Source organism: Streptomyces sp. NPDC003379, assembly GCF_053589195.1.
On record NZ_JBSFRK010000001.1, the window covers coordinates 490,645 to 508,544 of the forward strand.

At 71.1% G+C, this 17,900-nt stretch carries 13 protein-coding genes and 1 riboswitch; of the genes, 6 read left to right on the plus strand and 7 right to left on the minus strand.

What is annotated here, in order from left to right:
• Nucleotides 1-70: 70 nt before the first annotated feature.
• Complete coding sequence (locus tag ACWDVB_RS02020) at nucleotides 71-2,947, minus strand: bifunctional acetate--CoA ligase family protein/GNAT family N-acetyltransferase (RefSeq protein WP_451515446.1); 2,877 nt, start codon at nucleotides 2,945-2,947, stop codon at nucleotides 71-73.
• Nucleotides 2,948-3,082: 135 nt separating this feature from the next.
• Between ACWDVB_RS02020 and ACWDVB_RS02025 the strand changes: the two genes are divergently transcribed.
• Nucleotides 3,083-3,364 carry an HPr family phosphocarrier protein gene (locus ACWDVB_RS02025; protein WP_030021209.1) on the plus strand — a complete coding sequence of 94 codons (282 nt, stop codon included), beginning with the start codon at nucleotides 3,083-3,085 and terminating at the stop codon, nucleotides 3,362-3,364.
• A 173-nt stretch (nucleotides 3,365-3,537) separates the two neighbouring features.
• Here ACWDVB_RS02025 and ACWDVB_RS02030 read toward each other — a convergent pair whose 3' ends face one another.
• The 4 genes from ACWDVB_RS02030 to ACWDVB_RS02045 all read right to left on the minus strand — a co-directional run bounded on the left by ACWDVB_RS02030 (nucleotide 3,538) and on the right by ACWDVB_RS02045 (nucleotide 8,442).
• Nucleotides 3,538-4,224 carry a GntR family transcriptional regulator gene (locus ACWDVB_RS02030; protein WP_451515445.1) on the minus strand — a complete coding sequence of 229 codons (687 nt, stop codon included), beginning with the start codon at nucleotides 4,222-4,224 and terminating at the stop codon, nucleotides 3,538-3,540.
• A gap of 211 nt (nucleotides 4,225-4,435) precedes the next feature.
• A complete protein-coding gene (locus tag ACWDVB_RS02035) occupies nucleotides 4,436-5,239 on the minus strand; it encodes a M23 family metallopeptidase (RefSeq protein ID WP_451515444.1) in 804 nt (267 codons plus the stop codon).
• 13 nt (nucleotides 5,240-5,252) lie between these two features.
• Nucleotides 5,253-5,414, minus strand: a riboswitch (cyclic di-AMP (ydaO/yuaA leader).
• 251 nt (nucleotides 5,415-5,665) lie between these two features.
• Complete coding sequence (locus ACWDVB_RS02040) at nucleotides 5,666-7,051, minus strand: M16 family metallopeptidase (protein WP_451515443.1); 1,386 nt, start codon at nucleotides 7,049-7,051, stop codon at nucleotides 5,666-5,668.
• Complete coding sequence (locus ACWDVB_RS02045; RefSeq protein WP_451515442.1) at nucleotides 7,048-8,442, minus strand: M16 family metallopeptidase; 1,395 nt, start codon at nucleotides 8,440-8,442, stop codon at nucleotides 7,048-7,050. Before ACWDVB_RS02045 ends, ACWDVB_RS02040 begins: the two co-directional genes overlap by 4 nt.
• A gap of 260 nt (nucleotides 8,443-8,702) precedes the next feature.
• Between ACWDVB_RS02045 and ACWDVB_RS02050 the strand changes: the two genes are divergently transcribed.
• On the plus strand, nucleotides 8,703-11,156 hold the full coding sequence (locus ACWDVB_RS02050; RefSeq protein WP_451515441.1) for a DNA gyrase/topoisomerase IV subunit A: 2,454 nt from the start codon (nucleotides 8,703-8,705) through the stop codon (nucleotides 11,154-11,156).
• Nucleotides 11,157-11,166: 10 nt separating this feature from the next.
• On the opposite strand, the gene ACWDVB_RS02055 is transcribed toward ACWDVB_RS02050, so the two are convergent.
• Nucleotides 11,167-12,276 (minus strand): CobW family GTP-binding protein, encoded by a 1,110-nt coding sequence (locus ACWDVB_RS02055; protein WP_451515440.1) that lies wholly within the window; start codon nucleotides 12,274-12,276, stop codon nucleotides 11,167-11,169.
• A 375-nt stretch (nucleotides 12,277-12,651) separates the two neighbouring features.
• On the opposite strand from ACWDVB_RS02055, the gene ACWDVB_RS02060 reads away from it, so the two are divergent.
• On the plus strand, nucleotides 12,652-13,227 hold the full coding sequence (locus tag ACWDVB_RS02060; protein WP_451515439.1) for a DUF6082 family protein: 576 nt from the start codon (nucleotides 12,652-12,654) through the stop codon (nucleotides 13,225-13,227).
• 93 nt (nucleotides 13,228-13,320) lie between these two features.
• The gene (locus ACWDVB_RS02065; protein ID WP_451515438.1) at nucleotides 13,321-13,557 is read left to right on the plus strand and encodes a hypothetical protein; all 237 of its coding nucleotides are present in this window, start codon (nucleotides 13,321-13,323) and stop codon (nucleotides 13,555-13,557) included.
• Nucleotides 13,558-14,207: 650 nt separating this feature from the next.
• On the opposite strand, the gene ACWDVB_RS02070 is transcribed toward ACWDVB_RS02065, so the two are convergent.
• Complete coding sequence (locus tag ACWDVB_RS02070) at nucleotides 14,208-15,434, minus strand: citrate synthase/methylcitrate synthase (RefSeq protein ID WP_451515437.1); 1,227 nt, start codon at nucleotides 15,432-15,434, stop codon at nucleotides 14,208-14,210.
• A 120-nt stretch (nucleotides 15,435-15,554) separates the two neighbouring features.
• Between ACWDVB_RS02070 and ACWDVB_RS02075 the strand changes: the two genes are divergently transcribed.
• Both ACWDVB_RS02075 and ACWDVB_RS02080 read left to right on the plus strand, forming a co-directional pair.
• Nucleotides 15,555-16,835 carry a citrate synthase family protein gene (locus ACWDVB_RS02075; protein ID WP_451515436.1) on the plus strand — a complete coding sequence of 427 codons (1,281 nt, stop codon included), beginning with the start codon at nucleotides 15,555-15,557 and terminating at the stop codon, nucleotides 16,833-16,835.
• Between the two features lie 45 nt (nucleotides 16,836-16,880).
• Nucleotides 16,881-17,786, plus strand: coding sequence for a sucrase ferredoxin (locus ACWDVB_RS02080; RefSeq protein ID WP_451515435.1), 906 nt, complete (start codon nucleotides 16,881-16,883; stop codon nucleotides 17,784-17,786).
• The last annotated feature ends 114 nt before the right edge of the window (nucleotides 17,787-17,900 follow it).

Here is a 17,900-nt window from a genome sequence, read left to right on the forward strand (position 1 = left end):
CGTCCATCCTACGGCCCGGCGCGGGGCGCACGGTGCCCCCATGGCCGCCCCTGTGCCCGGAACGCGCGCTTCAGTATCCCGGGAGCGTACGCGGGCCGAGATCGTCGCGGGCGGGCGGGGGCGCGAGCCGGAGGGAGGCGCCGAGCACGGAGAGGCCGCGCTGGGCGACGACCACGGGCTCCAGGGAGACGCCGACCACTTCGGGGTGGTCGTCGACGAGCCGGGAGACCCGCTGGAGCAGCTCTTCGAGAGCCGGGGTGTCGACGGGCGCCGAGCCGCGCCAGCCGAACAGGAGCGGCGCGGTCCGGATGGATCTGATCAGCGAGGCGGCCTCCCGGTCGGTGACCGGGATGAGGCGGTGGGCGGTGTCACCGAGCAGTTCGGAGGCCGCGCCCGCGAGCCCGAAGGAGAGCACCGCTCCGGCCGCCGGGTCGATGACGGCGCGCACGACGGTGTCGACGCCGCGCGGCGCCATGCCCTGGACGACGGGCCGCAGCTCGGCGGGTTTGCCGAACGCGTTGATCAACTCTTGATACGCCCGTCGCAGTTGCTCCTCGTCGGCGAGGTCGAGCCGGACCCCGCCGAGGTCGGCACGGTGGCGCAGATGCGGGGCGGTGGTCTTCAGGGCCACGGGGTAGCCGAGCGTGCGCGCGGCGTGCGCGGCCGCGTCCGGGTCGGGGGCGGGGAGGGCACGTCGTACGCGGATGCCGTACCGCCGGAGCAGTTCGTGGGCGTCAGCCTGGGCGAGGGTGGCGCCGCGCGGGTCGTCCTCCTGGGCCAGCAGCTCCGTGATGCGCTCGGCGGCCCCGCTCTCGTCGATGTCGTCGTACTCGTGCACCTTGCCGGGCTCGGCGGCCTCGCGGCGCCACTGCGCGTACTTGACGGCTTCGGAGAGAGCACGGACGGCGCGCTCGGCGGCGGGGTAGGCGGGGATGCGGTACTGCTCCGCAGGGGGCTCGGCTGCTCCCGGTGCGGCGCTCGGCGGCGTCTCCCCTTCGGCCGTGGGCACGGGCCGCGCGGGGGCGACGGGGTCGGCGCGGTCGGGCTCCTTCGGGGGGGCGCCGGGCCGGGTGCTGGTCGCGGCGGACAGGGCCTCGGCGAGCCCGCCCAGCTCGACGTGGACGACGGCCACCGGCTTCGCCGGGCACCCCGCCGCGGCGGCCCGCAGCTCCGTGGCCAGCGTCTCGGGGGCGGCGGCGACCCCGTCCTCGCGCACCCAGGGGATGGCGTTGACGATCACCGCGTCGCAGCCGTCGTCGGACAGCGCCTCGGCGAGCGCGGCCCGGAAGCCGGCCGGCGTGGCCCCGGTCGTGAGGTCGCGGGGCGGCAGCGGACGCAGCCCGTCGGCGACACACGCGTCGTACGTGAGGAGCCCCAGCGACTCGGAGTTGCCGAGGATGCCCACCCGGGGGCCGGACGGCAGCGGCTGCCCCGCGAGCAGCAGCCCCGCGTCGACCATCTCGGTGACGGTGTCCACACGGATGACGCCCGCCTGGCGCAGCAGCGCCGACACCGTGGCGTGCGGCAGGCGCGTGGCCTGGACCGCGTGGCCCGTGGGCGCGATTCCGCTGTGCCGGGCGCCCTGCACCACGACGAGCGGCTTGGCGGTCGCGGCCCGGCGCGCGAGGCGGGTGAACTTGCGGGGATTGCCGATGGTCTCCAGGTACATCAGGGCGATGTCGGTGTCCGGGTCCTCGTACCAGTACTGAAGGAGGTCGTTCCCGGAGACGTCGGCGCGGTTTCCGGAGCCGACGAACGTGGACAGGCCCGCGCCCCGTCGGTGCAGACCGGACAGCAGCGCGATGCCGATGGCGCCGGACTGGGTGAACAGACCGATGCGCCCGCGCGCGGGAGGCTCGGGAGCGAGCGAGGCGTTGAGCCGCGTACGGGGGGATGTGTTGATGACACCGAAGGCGTTCGGTCCGATGATGCGCATGCCGTACGACCGCGCCCGGCGCACCAGTTCGCGCTGTCGCTCGCGGCCCTCCGCGCCGCTCTCGCCGTACCCGGCGGAGAGCACCACAAGGCCCTGCACCCCGCGCTCACCGCACTCGGCGACGACCTGGGGCACCCGGTCGGCGGGTACGGCGATCACCGCGAGGTCCACGGGCTCCTCGATGGCCGCCACGGAGCGGTGCGCGGGCACCCCGTCGACCTCGGCGCCTTCGTCGTACGCGCTGTTCACCGCGTACAGGCGGCCGGTGAAGCCCGCCTCCTGGAGGTTGCGCAGCACGCTGCGGCCCACGCCGCCGGAGGTGCGGCCCACGCCGATCACCGCGACCGAACCCGGCGTCAGGAGCCGCTGTACCGAGCGCCCCTCGGCGCGCTGCTCGCGGGCGCGCTGCACGGCGAGCGAGCGGTCGGTCGGCTCCAGGTCGAACTCAAGGCGGACGACGCCGTCTTCGAAGCTGCGCTTCTGCTGGTAGCCCGCGTCCGTGAACACCTTGATCATCTTGGTGTTGGCGGGCAGCACCTCGGCGGCGAAGCGCCGGATGCCGCGCTCCCTGGCGACCGCCGCGATGTGTTCGAGGAGTGTGGAGGCCACGCCCCGGCCCTGGTGGGCGTCCTGCACGAGGAAGGCGACCTCGGCCTCGTCGGCGGGCGCGCTGGCGGCCATGCCGCGCTCGTCGATGCGGTCGTAGCGCACGGTGGCGATGAACTCACCGCCCACCGTGGCCGCGAGACCCACCCGGTCGACCTGGTCGTGGTGCGTGAAGCGGTGCACGTCCTTGGCGGACAGCCGCGGGTAGGGCGCGAAGAAGCGGTAGTACTTCGACTCGTCTGAGACCTGCTCGTAGAAGCTGACCAGGCGGTCCGCGTCCTCGGCCGTGATGGGCCTGATCCGGGCGGTGCCTCCGTCGCGCAGCACCACATCGGCTTCCCAGTGCGACGGGTGGTCGGGCCGGTCCTGCTGATGCCGATCCTGCTGATCCGACGGGGTCTGCATGGGGCCAGGGTACGGGTCGCGGGGCCGCTCGGGCCGGGGCAGGCTGGGAGAGGCCGAAGGCGGCCGACGGAGCACCCGTGACGGCATGAGACAATGGTCTAGACAAGTGTGAGACACCTGGAAGGGCAGCAACACATGGCTGAGCGCCGCGTCAACGTCGGCTGGGCCGAGGGCCTTCACGCCCGACCCGCCTCCATCTTCGTCCGCGCGGCCACGGCCGCCGGCGTCCCCGTGACGATCGCCAAGGCCGACGGCAACCCGGTCAACGCCGCCTCGATGCTCGCGGTGCTCGGCCTGGGCGCCCAGGGCGGCGAGGAGATCGTGCTCGCCTCCGACGCCGAGGGCGCGGACGCCGCCCTCGACCGTCTGGCGAAGCTGGTCGCGGAGGGCCTTGAGGAGCTCCCGGAGACGGTCTGAACCACCACGCAGCACCCTTCGAAGGGCCCACTCCGGAACACAGAGTGGGCCCTTCGTTTTGCCTGCCACTCATCCGGCGAATGCGGCGCCTGAATTCGGGCAGCAAAAATATCCGCCCTGAATTGACTTAGCCAAAGCACCCCTGGCGGCTCTCTTTGTATACGGCGCCCACGTTAATTCGGCAGGCCTGCCGTGTTTACGGCATGTTGCACATTGCTCACACGGCCGACCCGCGATGAATGGCGCAATCGATGCGCGGCCGTCGCCCGGTCCGTGTGCCCCGCGGTGAGCGCCCTGGCCCGTTCCGCGTCCCCGCGGGCGACCGCGTCGACGATCGCCGCGTGCTCGGACCAGGAGGCGACCGGCGCGACCGGGGGCTCGACGACGTACATCCAGGCGATCTTGCGCCGGAGCTGGGTGAGCAGCGTGATCAGCCCGGGGCTGCCGGAGGCCTGGGCGAGCGTCTCGTGGAACCAGCCGCCCAGTGAGCGCAGATCCTCCCCCTGCCCCCTCCTGGAGCGCTCAAGGCCCAGCCTGACGAGGCCCCGCAGGACCTTCAGGTGCGCGTCGGTGCGGCGCTGGGCGGCGCGGGCCGCGGCGAGCGGCTCCAGCAGCATGCGCAGCTCCAGGAGGTCGGCGGCCTCCTGCTCCGTGGGCTCGGCGACGCAGGCGCCCGCGTGCCTGCGCGTGACGACGAAGCCCTCGGCCTCCAGGGTGCGCAGGGCCTCGCGCACGGGAACGCGGGAGACGCCGTAGCGGCGCGCGAGAACCTCCTCGGTGAGCCGGCCGCCCCTTTCGTGGACACCGGCGACAATGTCGTCCCGGATGGCCGTGCACACCGAATGCGCGGGAATACGCATGTCCGGACCTCCGCCTTAATCCCCGCGAAACGCGGTCGACCGACGCTCGTTCGGTGACTCTATTGCAGAGCTTCGGAATTTCCGATGGCGGGCCGGAATCCATGGATATCTTTTGGCCAAAGGCGGGCGGGTGACCAAAGGCACGCGGGCCGGGGAAACGACGAAGGCCCCGGCTCGGGAGAGCCGGGGCCTTCGGTGAGGTGCGAAGGGGTCAGACGTTGACGCCGTGCGAGCGAAGGTACGTGACGGGGTTGATGTCCGAGCCGTACTCCGGGCCGGTGCGGGCCTCGAAGTGGAGGTGAGGGCCACTGGAGTTGCCCGTGGAGCCCGAGAGGCCTATCTGCTGGCCCGGGGTGACCGTCTGACCGACGGTGACGCCGAGGGAGTTCAGGTGGCCGTACTGGGTGTACGTGCCGTCGTTCATCTTGATGACGACGTTGTTGCCGTAGGCGCCGCCCCAGCCGGCCTCGACGACGGTGCCGGAGCCGACCGCGTGGACCGGAGTGCCGGACGCGGCGTGGAAGTCCACGCCGGTGTGGCTGCCGGAGGACCACATGGCACCGCCGGTCTGGTAGCCCGTGGAGACGTACGAGCCGGAGATCGGGGAGACGTAGGTATTGAGGCGCTTGCGCTCGGCCTCGCGGGCGGCGCGCTCCTTGGCCTCGCGCTCCTTCTTGGCCTTCGCCTTGGCGTCGGCCTCGGCCTTGCGCTTGTCCTCGGCGGCCTTCTTCTTGGCGGCCGCTTCGGCCATCTTGGCGGCGGCCGCGTCGTCGGCCGCCTGCCGCTGCGCGGCGGCCTGCGCGTCGATGCTCTCGGCGAGCGAGTCGCCTACGGAGATCGCCTGCGTGAGTCCCATGTGCTCGACGGCCGCGTCGTCGGCGGCGGCCAGCGCCGGAGCGGCCAGGCCTCCGATGACACCGGTCGTGGTGAGCGCGGCGACACCCGCGACGCTCGCGGAGGTGCGGGTGAGGCGGCTGGGACGACGGTGCTTCCCGGTGGCACGGGTGAACGCCATGAAGCGGCTGATCCTTTCCTTCCTTCTCGCCTACCGGGTTAGCTGACGGGTTCGGAGCAGGAAGGTCTCCTACGAGCCCCTCGCCTGACGGCAAGGTGCCCGATTCACCCCAGGGGACATGTGGGTCCCCGGCTCCCCTGGCTCGCGCCGTACGGGGACTCGGCGATGGCTGTCCGGTGCCGCGGATGCGACGTACTGCGTGACGAACAGCCGGATCGAAGCTAAGCGCGCCGACTTTCAATCGACAAACAGATCGCCACTTTTGTTGCGCACGCCACACGGCAGACAGGCAACCTCCATATGAATTCGGACATATGAGGACCCCGGCGGCCGTAACGGTCACCGGGGTCCGATATGTCTTGACTGTCGCTCAGTTCGTCGCTGCTGGCGCCCAGTCCGTCACCGCTGTCGGTGCCCGGTCGGCGCTCAGCCGCTGACCACGCTCACTTCACCGATGCCGAGCGCCCTGACGGGCTCCTCGATCTGCGCGGCGTCGCCGACGAGGATCGTCACCAGGTGGTCCTCCGGGAAGGCGCTCACGACGGCCGCGGTGGCCTCCACGGTGCCGGTCGCGGCCAACCGGCGGTACAGCTGCGCCTGGAAGTCGTCCGGGAGGTTCTGCTCGACCTGGTCGGCGAGCGTGGCCGCCACGGAGGCGGCCATCTCGTACTTGAGCGGGGCCACGCCCACCAGGTTCTGCACCGCCACGTCGCGCTCGGCGTCGGTCAGGCCCTCCGCGGCGAGGGTGCGCAGGACCTTCCAGAGGTCTTCCAGCGCGGGCCCCGTGGAGGCGGTGTCGACCGATCCGCTGATGGCGAGCATCGCGGCGCCCGTACCGTCCGGCGCGGAGCGCAGGACCTGGCTGAACGCGCGTACGCCGTAGGTGTATCCCTTCTCCTCACGCAGGACGCGGTCCAGGCGGGAGGTGAGGGTGCCGCCCAGGCAGTACGTGCCGAGGACCTGGGCGGGCCAGATCCGGTCGTGCCGGTCCGGGCCGACGCGGCCGATCAGCAGCTGCGTCTGCACGGCTCCGGGGCGGTCCACGATGACCACGCGGCCCGTGTCGTCGGCGGTCACCGCGGGCACCGGACGCGGCTCGGCCATGCCGCCCGTCCAGGTGCCGACGGTGTCCGCCAGGACGGCGTCCAGGTCGGTGCCCGTGAGGTCGCCGACGACGACCAGGGTGGCCGTCGCGGGGCGCACGTGTTTCTCGTAGAAGGCGCGCACCGCCGCCGAGTCGATGGCCGCGACCGTCTCCTCGCTGCCCTGGCGGGGGCGGGACATGCGCGAGCTCGCCGGGAACAGCTGCTTGGAGAGCTCCTTGGCGGCGCGGCGCGCCGGGTTGGCGGCCTCGTGCGGGATCTCGTCCAGGCGGTTGCGTACGAGTCGTTCGATCTCGCTGTCCGCGAAGGCGGGGGCGCGCAGGGCGTCGGAGAGCAGACCGAGCGCCTTCGGCAGGCGGGAGACGGGGACTTCGAGGGAGACACGGACACCGGGGTGGTCGGCGTGCGCGTCCATCGTGGCGCCGCAGCGGTCCAGCTCGGCGGCGAACTCCTCGGCGGAGTGCTTGTCGGTGCCCTCGTTGAACGCCCTCGCCATGATCGTGGCGACGCCGTCGAGGCCCTCCGGCTCGGCGTCCAACGGCGCCTCCAGGTGGACCTCCACCGCGACGACCTGCTGGCCGGGGCGGTCGCAGCGCAGCACCGTGAGGCCGTTGGGCAGCGCGCCTCGCTCGGGGGCGGGGAAGGCCCACGGCTTGGCCTGGCCGGGCTCGGGCTGTGGATGGAACTGCATCGTCGCGGCCTCGCTCACTTCGCCGCCTCCTCTTCTTCGATCTCGGCGCCGGCGAGCCCGTCGATGCCGGTCCCGTCGGCGACGGTCTCTTCGATGTCCTCGGCGGCCGTCACGGGCTCGTACACGAGCACCGCGCGGTTGTCGGGGCGCAGGCGGGCCTTCGCCACCTCCTGGACCTCCTGGGCGGTGACGTCGAGGACGCGCCCCACGGCGGTGAGGGCGAGCTGCGGGTCGCCGAACAGGACCGCGTACCGGCACAGTTCGTCGGCGCGGCCCGCGACCGTGCCGAGCCGGTCGAGCCACTCGCGCTCCAGCTGGGCCTGAGCGCGCTCCATCTCCTCCGGAGTGGGGCCCTCCGCGGCGAAGCGGGCGAGCTCCTCGTCGACGGCCGCCTCGATGACCGGCACCTCGACGTCCCCGGAGGTCTTCACGTCCAGCCAGCCCAGCGAGGGGGCACCGGCCAGGCGCAGCAGGCCGAAGCCCGCGGCGACGGCGGTGCGGTCGCGGCGCACGAGCCGGTTGTAGAGCCGGGAGGAGTCGCCGCTGCCGAGGACGGTCAGCGCCAGGTCGGCCGCGTCGCACGCGCGCGTGCCGTCCTCCGGGAGGCGGTAGGCGGCCATCAGGGCGCGGGCCGGCACCTCCTCCTCGACGACCTCGCGGAGCTCCTCGCCGATGCGCTCCGGGAGGGAGCCGTCACGCGGCGGCTGCTTGCCGTCGTGCGAGGGGATCGACCCGAAGTACTTCTCGACCCAGGCGAGCGTCTGCTCCGGGTCGATGTCGCCGACGACCGACAGGACGGCGTTGTTGGGCGCGTAGTACGTCCGGAAGAAGTCGCGCGCGTCCTCCAGGGTGGCCGCGTCCAGGTCGGCCATGGAGCCGATCGGCGTGTGGTGGTAGGGGTGGCCCTCCGGGTAGGAGAGGGCGGTCAGCTTCTCGAAGGCCGTGCCGTACGGGACGTTGTCATAGCGCTGACGGCGTTCGTTCTTGACGACGTCGCGCTGGTTCTCCATGGACTCGTCGTCGAGCGCGGACAGCAGTGAGCCCATCCGGTCGGCTTCGAGCCACAGGGCCAGCTCCAGCTGGTGGGCGGGCATCGTCTCGAAATAGTTGGTGCGCTCGAAGCTCGTCGTGCCGTTGAGCGAGCCGCCCGCTCCCTGGACCAGCTCGAAGTGGCCGTTGCCGTGCACCTGCTTCGATCCCTGGAACATCAGGTGCTCGAAGAGGTGAGCCAGGCCGGTACGCCCCTTGACCTCGTGGCGGGAGCCGACGTCGTACCAGAGGCAGACCGCGGCGACCGGGGTCAGGTGGTCCTCGGAGAGCACCACGCGCAGGCCATTGGCCAGCCGGTGCTCGGTCGCTGTCAGGCCGCCGGAGCCGGCCTCGGCTGTGGCCGTGTGACCCATGGGCATGTACGTCCCTTCGATCGCTGGATCATGGTGATCATCGCTGGACCAGAACAATTGCTGCCAGTCCTGCCACTGTATGCAAGCGTGCGGACACCTGGCGAAGTTCCCGGTCCGCCCTCGGCGTAGTCCCGCGTCGGCGCAGTTCCGCGTCGGGCAGTCCCGAGTGACGCCGCCGCACGGGTCGTGGTCGGCGTTGTCAGTGGGACAGTCCACAATGGTCGGCGTCAGATCCCGCACATGTTGGTGAAGGAGCCGCAGCAGCGATGGCCCGCCGCAGCACGAAAACCCCGCCGCCCGACGACTCGTTCGAGGAGAAGATCCTCGACATCGACGTCGTCGACGAGATGCAGGGCTCCTTCCTCGAGTACGCGTATTCGGTCATCTACTCCCGGGCCCTGCCGGACGCCCGCGACGGCATGAAGCCGGTGCACCGCAGGATCGTCTACCAGATGAACGAGATGGGGCTGCGCCCCGACCGCGGCTATGTGAAGTGCGCCCGTGTCGTCGGCGAGGTCATGGGTAAGTTGCACCCGCACGGCGACGCGTCGATCTACGACGCCCTGGTGCGCATGGCCCAGCCCTTCTCGATGCGCCTCCCGCTGGTGGACGGCCACGGCAACTTCGGCTCGCTCGGCAACGACGACCCGCCGGCCGCCATGCGGTACACCGAGTGCAAGATGGCCGACGCCACCTCCCTGATGACGGAGTCGATCGACGAGGACACCGTCGACTTCGAGCCGAACTACGACGGCCAGGAGATGGAGCCGTCCGCACTCCCCGCGGCGTATCCGAACCTCCTGGTCAACGGCGCGTCGGGCATCGCGGTCGGCATGGCGACGAACATGCCGCCGCACAACCTCGGCGAGGTCATCGCCGCTGCCCGCCACCTCATCAAGCACCCGGGGGCCGACCTCGAGACGCTGATGAAGTACGTGCCGGGCCCCGACCTGCCCACGGGCGGCAGGATCGTCGGCCTGAACGGCATCAAGGACGCGTACGACTCGGGCCGTGGCTCCTTCAAGATCCGGGCGACGGTCACCGTGGAGAACGTGACGGCGCGCCGCAAGGGCATCGTCGTCACCGAACTGCCCTTCTCCGTAGGGCCCGAGAAGGTCATCGCCAAGATCAAGGACCTGGTCGGCGCGAAGAAGCTGCAGGGCATCGCCGACGTCAAGGACCTCACCGACCGCTCGCACGGCCTGCGCCTGGTCATCGAGATCAAGAACGGCTTCGTCCCGGAGGCCGTCCTGGAGCAGCTGTACAAACTGACGCCGATGGAGGAGTCCTTCGGCATCAACAACGTGGCGCTGGTGGACGGCCAGCCTCTCACCCTCGGCCTCAAGGAGCTCCTGGAGGTCTATCTCGACCACCGCTTCAACGTGGTGCGCCGCCGCAGCGAGTTCCGCCGCGGCAAGAAGCGCGACCGTCTGCATCTGGTCGACGGCCTGCTGATCGCGCTCCTGGACATCGACGAGGTCATCCGCCTCATCCGGTCCAGCGACAACTCCGCGCAGGCCAAGGAGCGCCTGATCGGGCGCTTCTCGCTGAGCGACATCCAGACGCAGTACATCCTGGACACCCCGCTGCGCCGGCTGACCAAGTTCGACCGCATCGAGCTGGAGACCGAGCGCGACAGGCTCAACGGCGAGATCGACGAGCTGACCGGCATCCTGGAGTCGGACGCCGAGCTGCGCAAGCTGGTCTCCTCGGAACTGGCCGCCGTCGCCAAGAAGTTCGGCACGGACCGGCGCACGGTGCTCCTGGAGTCGGCGGGTTCCCCGGCCGCGACGGTCTCGCTCCAGGTGGCGGACGACCCGTGCCGCGTGCTCCTGTCGTCGACGGGCCTGCTGGCGCGCACGGCCAACGGCGACCCCTTCACGGACAGCGAGACCAAGCGCGTCAAGCATGACGCGATCGTCTCGGCGGTGCCGGCCACGGCGCGCGGCGAGGTGGGAGCGGTCACGTCCCTGGGCAGGCTCCTGCGCCTCTCCGTAGTGGACCTGCCGCAGCTCCCGGAGACGATGGGCGCGCCCAACCTCTCCGGAGGGGCGCCGGTCTCGGAGCTGCTTCCGCTGACCGGGGACGAGAAGCTGATCTGCCTGATGACGCTCGACGAGTCCTCGCCGGGCCTGGCGCTCGGCACCGAGCAGGGCGTGGTCAAGCGTGTGGTGCCGGACTATCCGTCGAACAAGGAGGAGTTGGAGGTCGTCACCCTCAAGGACGGTGACCGGATCGTCGGCGCGGCCGAGCTGCGCACCGGCGAGGAGGACCTGGTCTTCATCACGGACGACGCCCAGCTGCTGCGCTACCAGGCATCCCAGGTGCGCCCCCAGGGCCGTCCCGCGGGCGGTATGACGGGCATCAAGCTCGCTGACGGCGCGAAGGTCATCTCCTTCACGGCGGTGGACCCGGCGGTGGACGCGGTCGTCTTCACTGTGGCGGGCTCGCGCGGCACGCTCGACGACTCGGTGCAGACGACGGCCAAGCTCACGCCGTTCGACCAGTACCCCCGCAAGGGCCGCGCCACGGGCGGTGTGCGCGTCCAGCGGTTCCTGAAGGGCGAGGACTGCCTGAGCATCGCCTGGGCGGGCCCGACACCCCCGCGCGCGGCCCAGCGCAACGGCGCACCGGCCGAGCTGCCGGAGATCGACCCGCGCCGCGACGGCTCGGGGGTCTCGCTCGCGAAGCCGGTGGCGGCGGTGGCGGGCCCGGTGTAGCCCCGGCCCGCTAGTGCTCCGCGCCGCGCTCCTGACCAGGCCCTTCGTCCGGCTCCTGGTCCGGCTCCTCCGGGTCCTGGACGTAGCGCAGTACGCCCCACATGCCGTGCTCATCGGCCTGTGGGGCGTACTCGCGACAGGCCTCCAGCTCCCTCCCCAGGGCCGGTACGTCGATGCCCGACCCGATGAGCACGAGCTGGGTCAGACGGGGCTCGCCCGGAGCCCACGGCTCCGGATAGAAGCGCAGAAAACGCCCCACGGCGTGCACCTCGTACCGGTTCCGCGGGTCGGCGGCGCCGAAATCGACGTACCCCTTGATGCGGTAGAGCCCTTCAGGCCTGCTGTCGAGCAGGGCCATCAAGGAACGCGGGCCCATGGGCACCTCGGAGGTGAAGGCGAGGCTTTCGTAGGCGGAGTGCAGGTGGTCCCGGTGACCACAGCCGTCTTCACAGGTCTCGGCTTCGGAGTGAGTGTCTTCGCGCAGGTCCTCGAACGAGAGCTGCCCGATCCGCTCCTCCACGGGCTTGCGGTCGAGGAGCAGCTCCACGTCCACGCGCCCGTACGAGGCGGCCACCACGGCCGCACGGTCGGTGAAGCCCCGGACGACGCCCAGAATCCGCGCACGCTCCTCGTCGGCCACCCGGTCCACCTTGTTGACCACGACGAGATCGGCGATCCCCAGATGCCGCTCCACCTCGGGGTGCCGCTCCCGTGTGGCGTCGAACTCCGCGGCGTCGACGACCTCGACGAGCCCTCCGTACACGATGTGCGGGTTCTCGCTCGCGAGCAGCATCTTCACGAGTTGCTGCGGCTCCGCGAGCCCGCTCGCCTCGATGACGATGACATCGATCCCCGCGGAGGGCCGGGCGAGTCGCTCCAGGTACTCGTCGAGCTCGCCGGCGTCCACGACACAGCACAGACAGCCGTTGCCGAGCGAGACGGTGGAGTCGCCGAGCTGCCCCGCGACCGACATCGCATCGATCTCGATCGATCCGAAGTCGTTGACGATCGCCCCGATCCGGCTGCCGCCGCTGCGGTGCAGCAGATGGTTGAGCAGGGTGGTCTTGCCGGAACCCAGGAATCCGGCGAGGACGATGACCGGGATCTGCTGCTTGTTCAACCGTGGGCCCTTCGCGCTGACGTTCTACGGGCCGCGGCGGTCCCCGCACGCGGAATGCGGATCTCGGGAGATCCCGTACGCGGAATACGGACGTCGCCGGAGCCCGTATGAAGAATGAAGACCACCCCAGGATAGGCGGGCGCGGACGGGCGCGAAGTGAACGATTGTTAGCGGCGCTCGCGGGGCACACATTGGGCACGGCGCCGGGATGTGCGACCACCACTTCCTTCTGTGCGCCTCCTCTCCGCCTCCCCGCCGATCAGAGCCGCTCGGCACCCTGGGAGACGGCAAGCGCACCGCCCACCGCTCGCCGGTCCGCTCCCTGTCGCCCCGCACCCGACGACCGGCGGACGGTCGCCTGAATCGGGGGTTGACATGGCCACACAGAACTTTTGGATACGGGGAGCGGGTCCGGCAGCCGTCGCCGGGCTCGCGTTCGCGACCGGAACGTTTGCATGGCACTGGGCAAAGGAGCGCAAGCAGGCCGCACGCGCGGCGGAACACGAGCGCCTCATGTCCGAGCGAGAGGTCGCCGCAGCCGACGCGGAGCGCAGAAACGCCGCACTCACCGAACAGCACCGGCTGCACTTCGACCTGCTGTGCAAAGCCATGGAGGACGCGACGCTGGCCGCCGTCCTGGACACGTACGACGACGACGTCCCCCCTGAGAAACAGCGGCAATTCCTCTTCGCCAATGCCCTCTACATCAACGCGCTGCATGCGCATCGCATCGGCGCCATGACGCTGGGAGAGCTGCACGGACACCTTCGGGTGATGTGCCAGAACCCCCTCTTCCGGCACTACTGGGACGCCACACGCCATCACCGCGCGAGCCTGGACCGGTCCTCGGACGAGGCCAAGCTGGGCCGGATGATGGATCGCCTGGACAGGGAATTGCAGGAGGCCGACACCGACGAGTGGTGGGTGGTGGGCGAACCTCCCGCCGAATAGGTCCAGTTGGATGACGACGCACCCACCTCGGCGACATCAAGGGCTAACCTGTCTGCGCCCTTACTCCTCTACCGCCCAAGGACCGGGATCCCCTTGAACATCGTGCGCCGCATCGGCGCGTCTCCCCGCGAGCGGGGCAGCGCAACCGGCCAGACCTGTCCCGACATTTTCGAGCTCAGCGACGGCAGTTTCGCCGTCATCGGGACAGACAGGACCGAGGCGCTCGACGGCAAACTGCCGGCCGATGCTGCACGTGCCGCCTATGAGCGCATCGTCGTCATCAGCCGGGACACTCTCATCCGAGCCAAGGTCGACATCCCCGAGACCTGAGCCGCGCCGAACTCGCCGTCGTGCCACACCCGGCATTCCGACGGTGACTCCTCATCGCACCTTGTGAGCAATCCTTCACAGTCAGTGCCATTTGTTCACCGTCATTCCCTGCCCGTCCGCAAGGAGTCACAGAATGGCAGTTCGCCTCGGGCGCAAGAGCGCCACGGAACTCTTCATAAGACGCCGCATAGGTGTCGCCCCGCAGCAACGGGGCAGCGGCACTCTGCCGCCCGGGTGCACCTGTAAATAGGGCCAGCGCATCGTCGTCCTCACTCGCCAGACACTCGTCATGGCCAGGCCCGACATTCCGGACGAATAACGGCGATCGCCGATGGGTGGCTCCACGGCCCGGCCGCGCAGCCACCCTCACGGGTCCGGCCCCAGGGGCCGGGCCCGTTTTTTAGGAACGGCCTGCACGTACAACCGACCCGGATGGTCATGGACGACGCCTCCCTGGCCGCCGTGTGCCGCCTCTCCACGCTCTCCGGTGGCAGTGCGGCCTTGGGCGCCCGCGTCGCGTTCCAGTAGCGACGGGACGCGGTGCTGTTGAGCAGGTTCGAGGCGTGCACGACCCATTCCCCTTCCGGGTGTTCCGGGCCTTCGAGCAGGCACTGGCGGACCGGCAGCGCGGCACGCCGCCCGACCGGTCCCTAACGCTCGGCGGCCGGCGGCACCGGAGCGGGCTCCTCCGAGGTGGGCGGCACCGCAGCCGGCGGCACCGGGACGGGCGGCGTCTCCCCCACGTACCGCGCCGCCGGGCGGATGATCTTCGAGTCCCGCGCCTGCTCCAGGATGTTGGCGCTCCAGCCCACGACCCGCGCCGAAGCGAACGTCGGCGTGAACATCTCGCGCGGCAGCCCGCACAGCTCCATGACGACGCCCGCGTAGAACTCCACGTTCGTGTGCAGCTCCCGCCCCGGCTTCAACTCCGCCAGGATCGCCTCGACCTGCCGCTCGACCTCGACCGCGAACTCCACCATGTCACCGCCGAATCGCCGCGCAATGTCCCGCAGCATGCGCGAACGCGGATCCTCGGTGCGGTAGACGGGGTGCCCGAAGCCCATGATGCGGTCGCCCGCGAGGACACGTTCACGGATCCAGCCGTCGATGCGGTCGCGGGTGCCGATCGCGTCCAGCGTGTCGAGGGCCCGGCTCGGCGCTCCGCCGTGCAGCGGCCCCGACAACGCGCCGACGGCGCCCACGAGGCAGGCCGCGACATCCGCTCCGGTCGAAGTGATGACCCGGGCCGTGAACGTTGACGCGTTGAACCCGTGATCAATGGTTGAGATCAAGTACTGCTCGATGGCCCGGGCGCGGACGGCGTCCGGCTGTGAACCGGTGAGCATGTAGAGGTAGTTGGCGGCGTACGACAGGTCATCGCGCGGCTCCACCGGTTCGAGCCCTTGGCCGAGCCGGTACAACGCGGTGAGCAGGGTCGGCACGACGGCGGAGGCGGCCAGGGCGTCGGCGCGGCGCCGGTCGTCGTCGATGTCGTACACCGGACGGAAGCCCCTCGACGCCCCGAAGAGGGACAGGGCGGTGCGCAACCCGGAGAGCGGCCCCGACAGCGCACTCGCACGGGCGATGGCGGGCAGCGCGTCGCGAACCTCCTCGGGGAGGCGGCGCAAGGGCGCGGTCCGCGCGGCGAAGGCGGCGCTCTGGGCGGCGTCCGGCAGCTCACCGTGGAACATCAGGTGCCACACGTCCTCGAAGCTGCGGCTCTGCGCGAGCTCGACGGCCGAGTACTGGCGGTAGTGGTAGAAGCCTTCGTATCCCCTCACGTCTCCGAGTTCGGTCTCGGTGACGACGACACCCGCGAGTCCTCGTGGGACCTCGACGGGCTCGGTGGGGGTGGCGGCGGAGCCATTGATCGGCATGTTGTTCCTCGACTTCCTCCCTGGACTTGATTCGACTGTCCATGCTTGACTAAAGCTCTGTCAATATTGATTGAATCAATACGACAATGCAGTTGTCGGGATGCGGATACGGTGTCGCCCATGACGGATCAAGGAACCGGGCACGACGGTCGGCGGCGGCTGAGCACCAAAGAAGCCGCCGAGTTGCTCGGTGTGAAGCCCGAGACCGTGTACGCGTACGTAAGTCGCGGCCAGCTCAGCAGCCGCCGCGGTCCAGGTGCACGGGGCAGCACGTTCGACGCCAAGGAGATCGAGGCGCTGGCCCGCAAGAACAGACGGAACCCCGCGGCCTCGACCACCGCCAACGAACTCTCCGTACGCACCCGCATCACGCTCATCGACGACGACCGCTACTACTTCCGTGGCGTCGATGCCACCGAGCTCGCGCTGGCGCACTCCTACGAAGAGGTCGCCGAGTGGCTGTGGACGGGCGTCCTGCGCCCGGGCATCGGCTTCACCGCTCCGAGCGAGACCGTCTCCGCGGCCCGTCGCGCCGTCAACGCCCTGCCGGAGCACAGCGGGCCCACAGACCGGCTGCGCGTGGCGGCCATCTCCGCCGGTGCGGCCGACCCGCTCCGCTTCGACCTCTCCGAAGAGGCGGTCATCGGCACCGCCCGCACGCTGATCCCCACGCTCGTCGCCGCGCTCGCCCCGGTCCTGCCCAGCCACCGGGACGACGGCCCACTGGCCCGGCGGCTGTGGGCGCGGCTGAGCGGCGTCAGGCCCGACGACGCCTCGCTGCACGCCCTGGACACGGCCCTCGCGCTACTCGTCGACCACGATCTCGCCGCGTCGACACTCGCCGTGCGGGTCGCCGCCTCGGCGCGCGCCCACCCTTACGCGGCGGTGTCGGCGGGGCTCGGCGTCCTGGAGGGCCCGCTGCACGGCGCGGCCAGCGGTCTCGCCCACCGCATGCTCCTCGACGTGCTCGACCGGGGCAGCGCGACCCCCGTAGTGGCCGACGAACTTCGCGCGGGCCGCCGCGTCCCCGGGCTCGGCCACCGCCTCTACCCCGGCGAGGACCCGCGCGCGCAGGCACTGTTCGGCCTCCTGGAAGTGATGCCGAAGGCCGGCCCCGCCCTCGCCGCGGCCCGTGACGTGGTGGCCACCACGGCCCGCCACACAGACCTGCGCGCCAATGTCGACCTCGCCCTGGCCGTTCTGACCGCCTCGTCCGGGATGCCGGCCGAGGCGGGCGAGACGATCTTCGCGGTGGCCCGCACGGCGGGCTGGATCGCCCATGCCCTGGAGGAGTACGACGAGCGGCCGCTGCGCATGCGCCCCAGCGGCCAGTACGTCGGAGTGCGCCCGCCCCAGCCGATGCCGACCCCTTCCTCGCCTTCCCCGGCGGGCTCCTCCTGAGAGGTGTGAATCACTCGGCGAGAAGGGCGGGTTAGGCTCACCTACGTGAGTACGTGCGCGACCGCCTCCCGGGATCTGGACGAGCCTCTCGCGGGGACCGCCGCCACCGCCAGAACGTGGCTCCTGCTGGAGCAGCCGGGCCCCTGGGGCGCCAAGGCGCTGACGTCCAGCCACCTCGACCCCGAGGTCGGCCGCGCCCTGGAGAGGGCCGCCGAAGGCACCGGCGTGCGCGTCGCGCTGATCCGCCGCCCCGGGCGCCACGCGGACTCTTATGCGCCGACGCGGCAGCGGGCGTACGTGGCGCACACCTTCCCCGGCCGCACCTGGCTGCGCACCGAGCTGACGGACGATCCGCGCCGACTGCTCGATCTCGACTTCACGGCTCTCGGCGCGGGCGACCACGGCGGCTTCGGCACCCCGCACACGGGGGCCCCGCTCGCGCTCGTCTGCACCAACGGCAAGCGCGACCGCTGCTGCGCCCTGCTCGGCAGGCCGCTCGCCGCCGAGCTCACCGCCGCCGGTGAAGAGGGAACGTGGGAGATCACTCATCTGGGTGGCCACCGCTTCTCGCCCACCCTGTTGGTGCTGCCGTACGGCTATGCGTACGGCCGGACCGGGACGCACTCCGTCAAGGAGATCCTCGAAGCCGTCCGTGGGAGCCGAGTGATCACCGAGGGCTGCCGGGGCAACTCCGCGTGGGAGCGCCCCGGGCAGGCCGCCGAGCTGGCGGTGCGCGCATCGACGGGCGAGGACGCCGCGGGGACCCTGACCGTCGTCGGCACGGACGGCGCGGCCCCGCGCTGGGAAGTGACCGTGGCGCACACCGACGGCCGCCGGTGGCGGGTCACCGTGGCCCAGGGCGCCTCGCAACCGCCCCGCCCGGAGAGCTGCGGCGCGGCTCTCGGGTCCCCGGCGCGGATGGACGTGGTGGCGGTGCGCCCGACACCGTAGGGCGCCGTGCAGGGGGCTCGGGCCGGTCGACGCTTGGAGCTGGTGCGTCCGCATACGAGATCCGCGCCACACTGACTTCGGAGTAGACCGCCACCGGCCGTACCGTTCGTACAC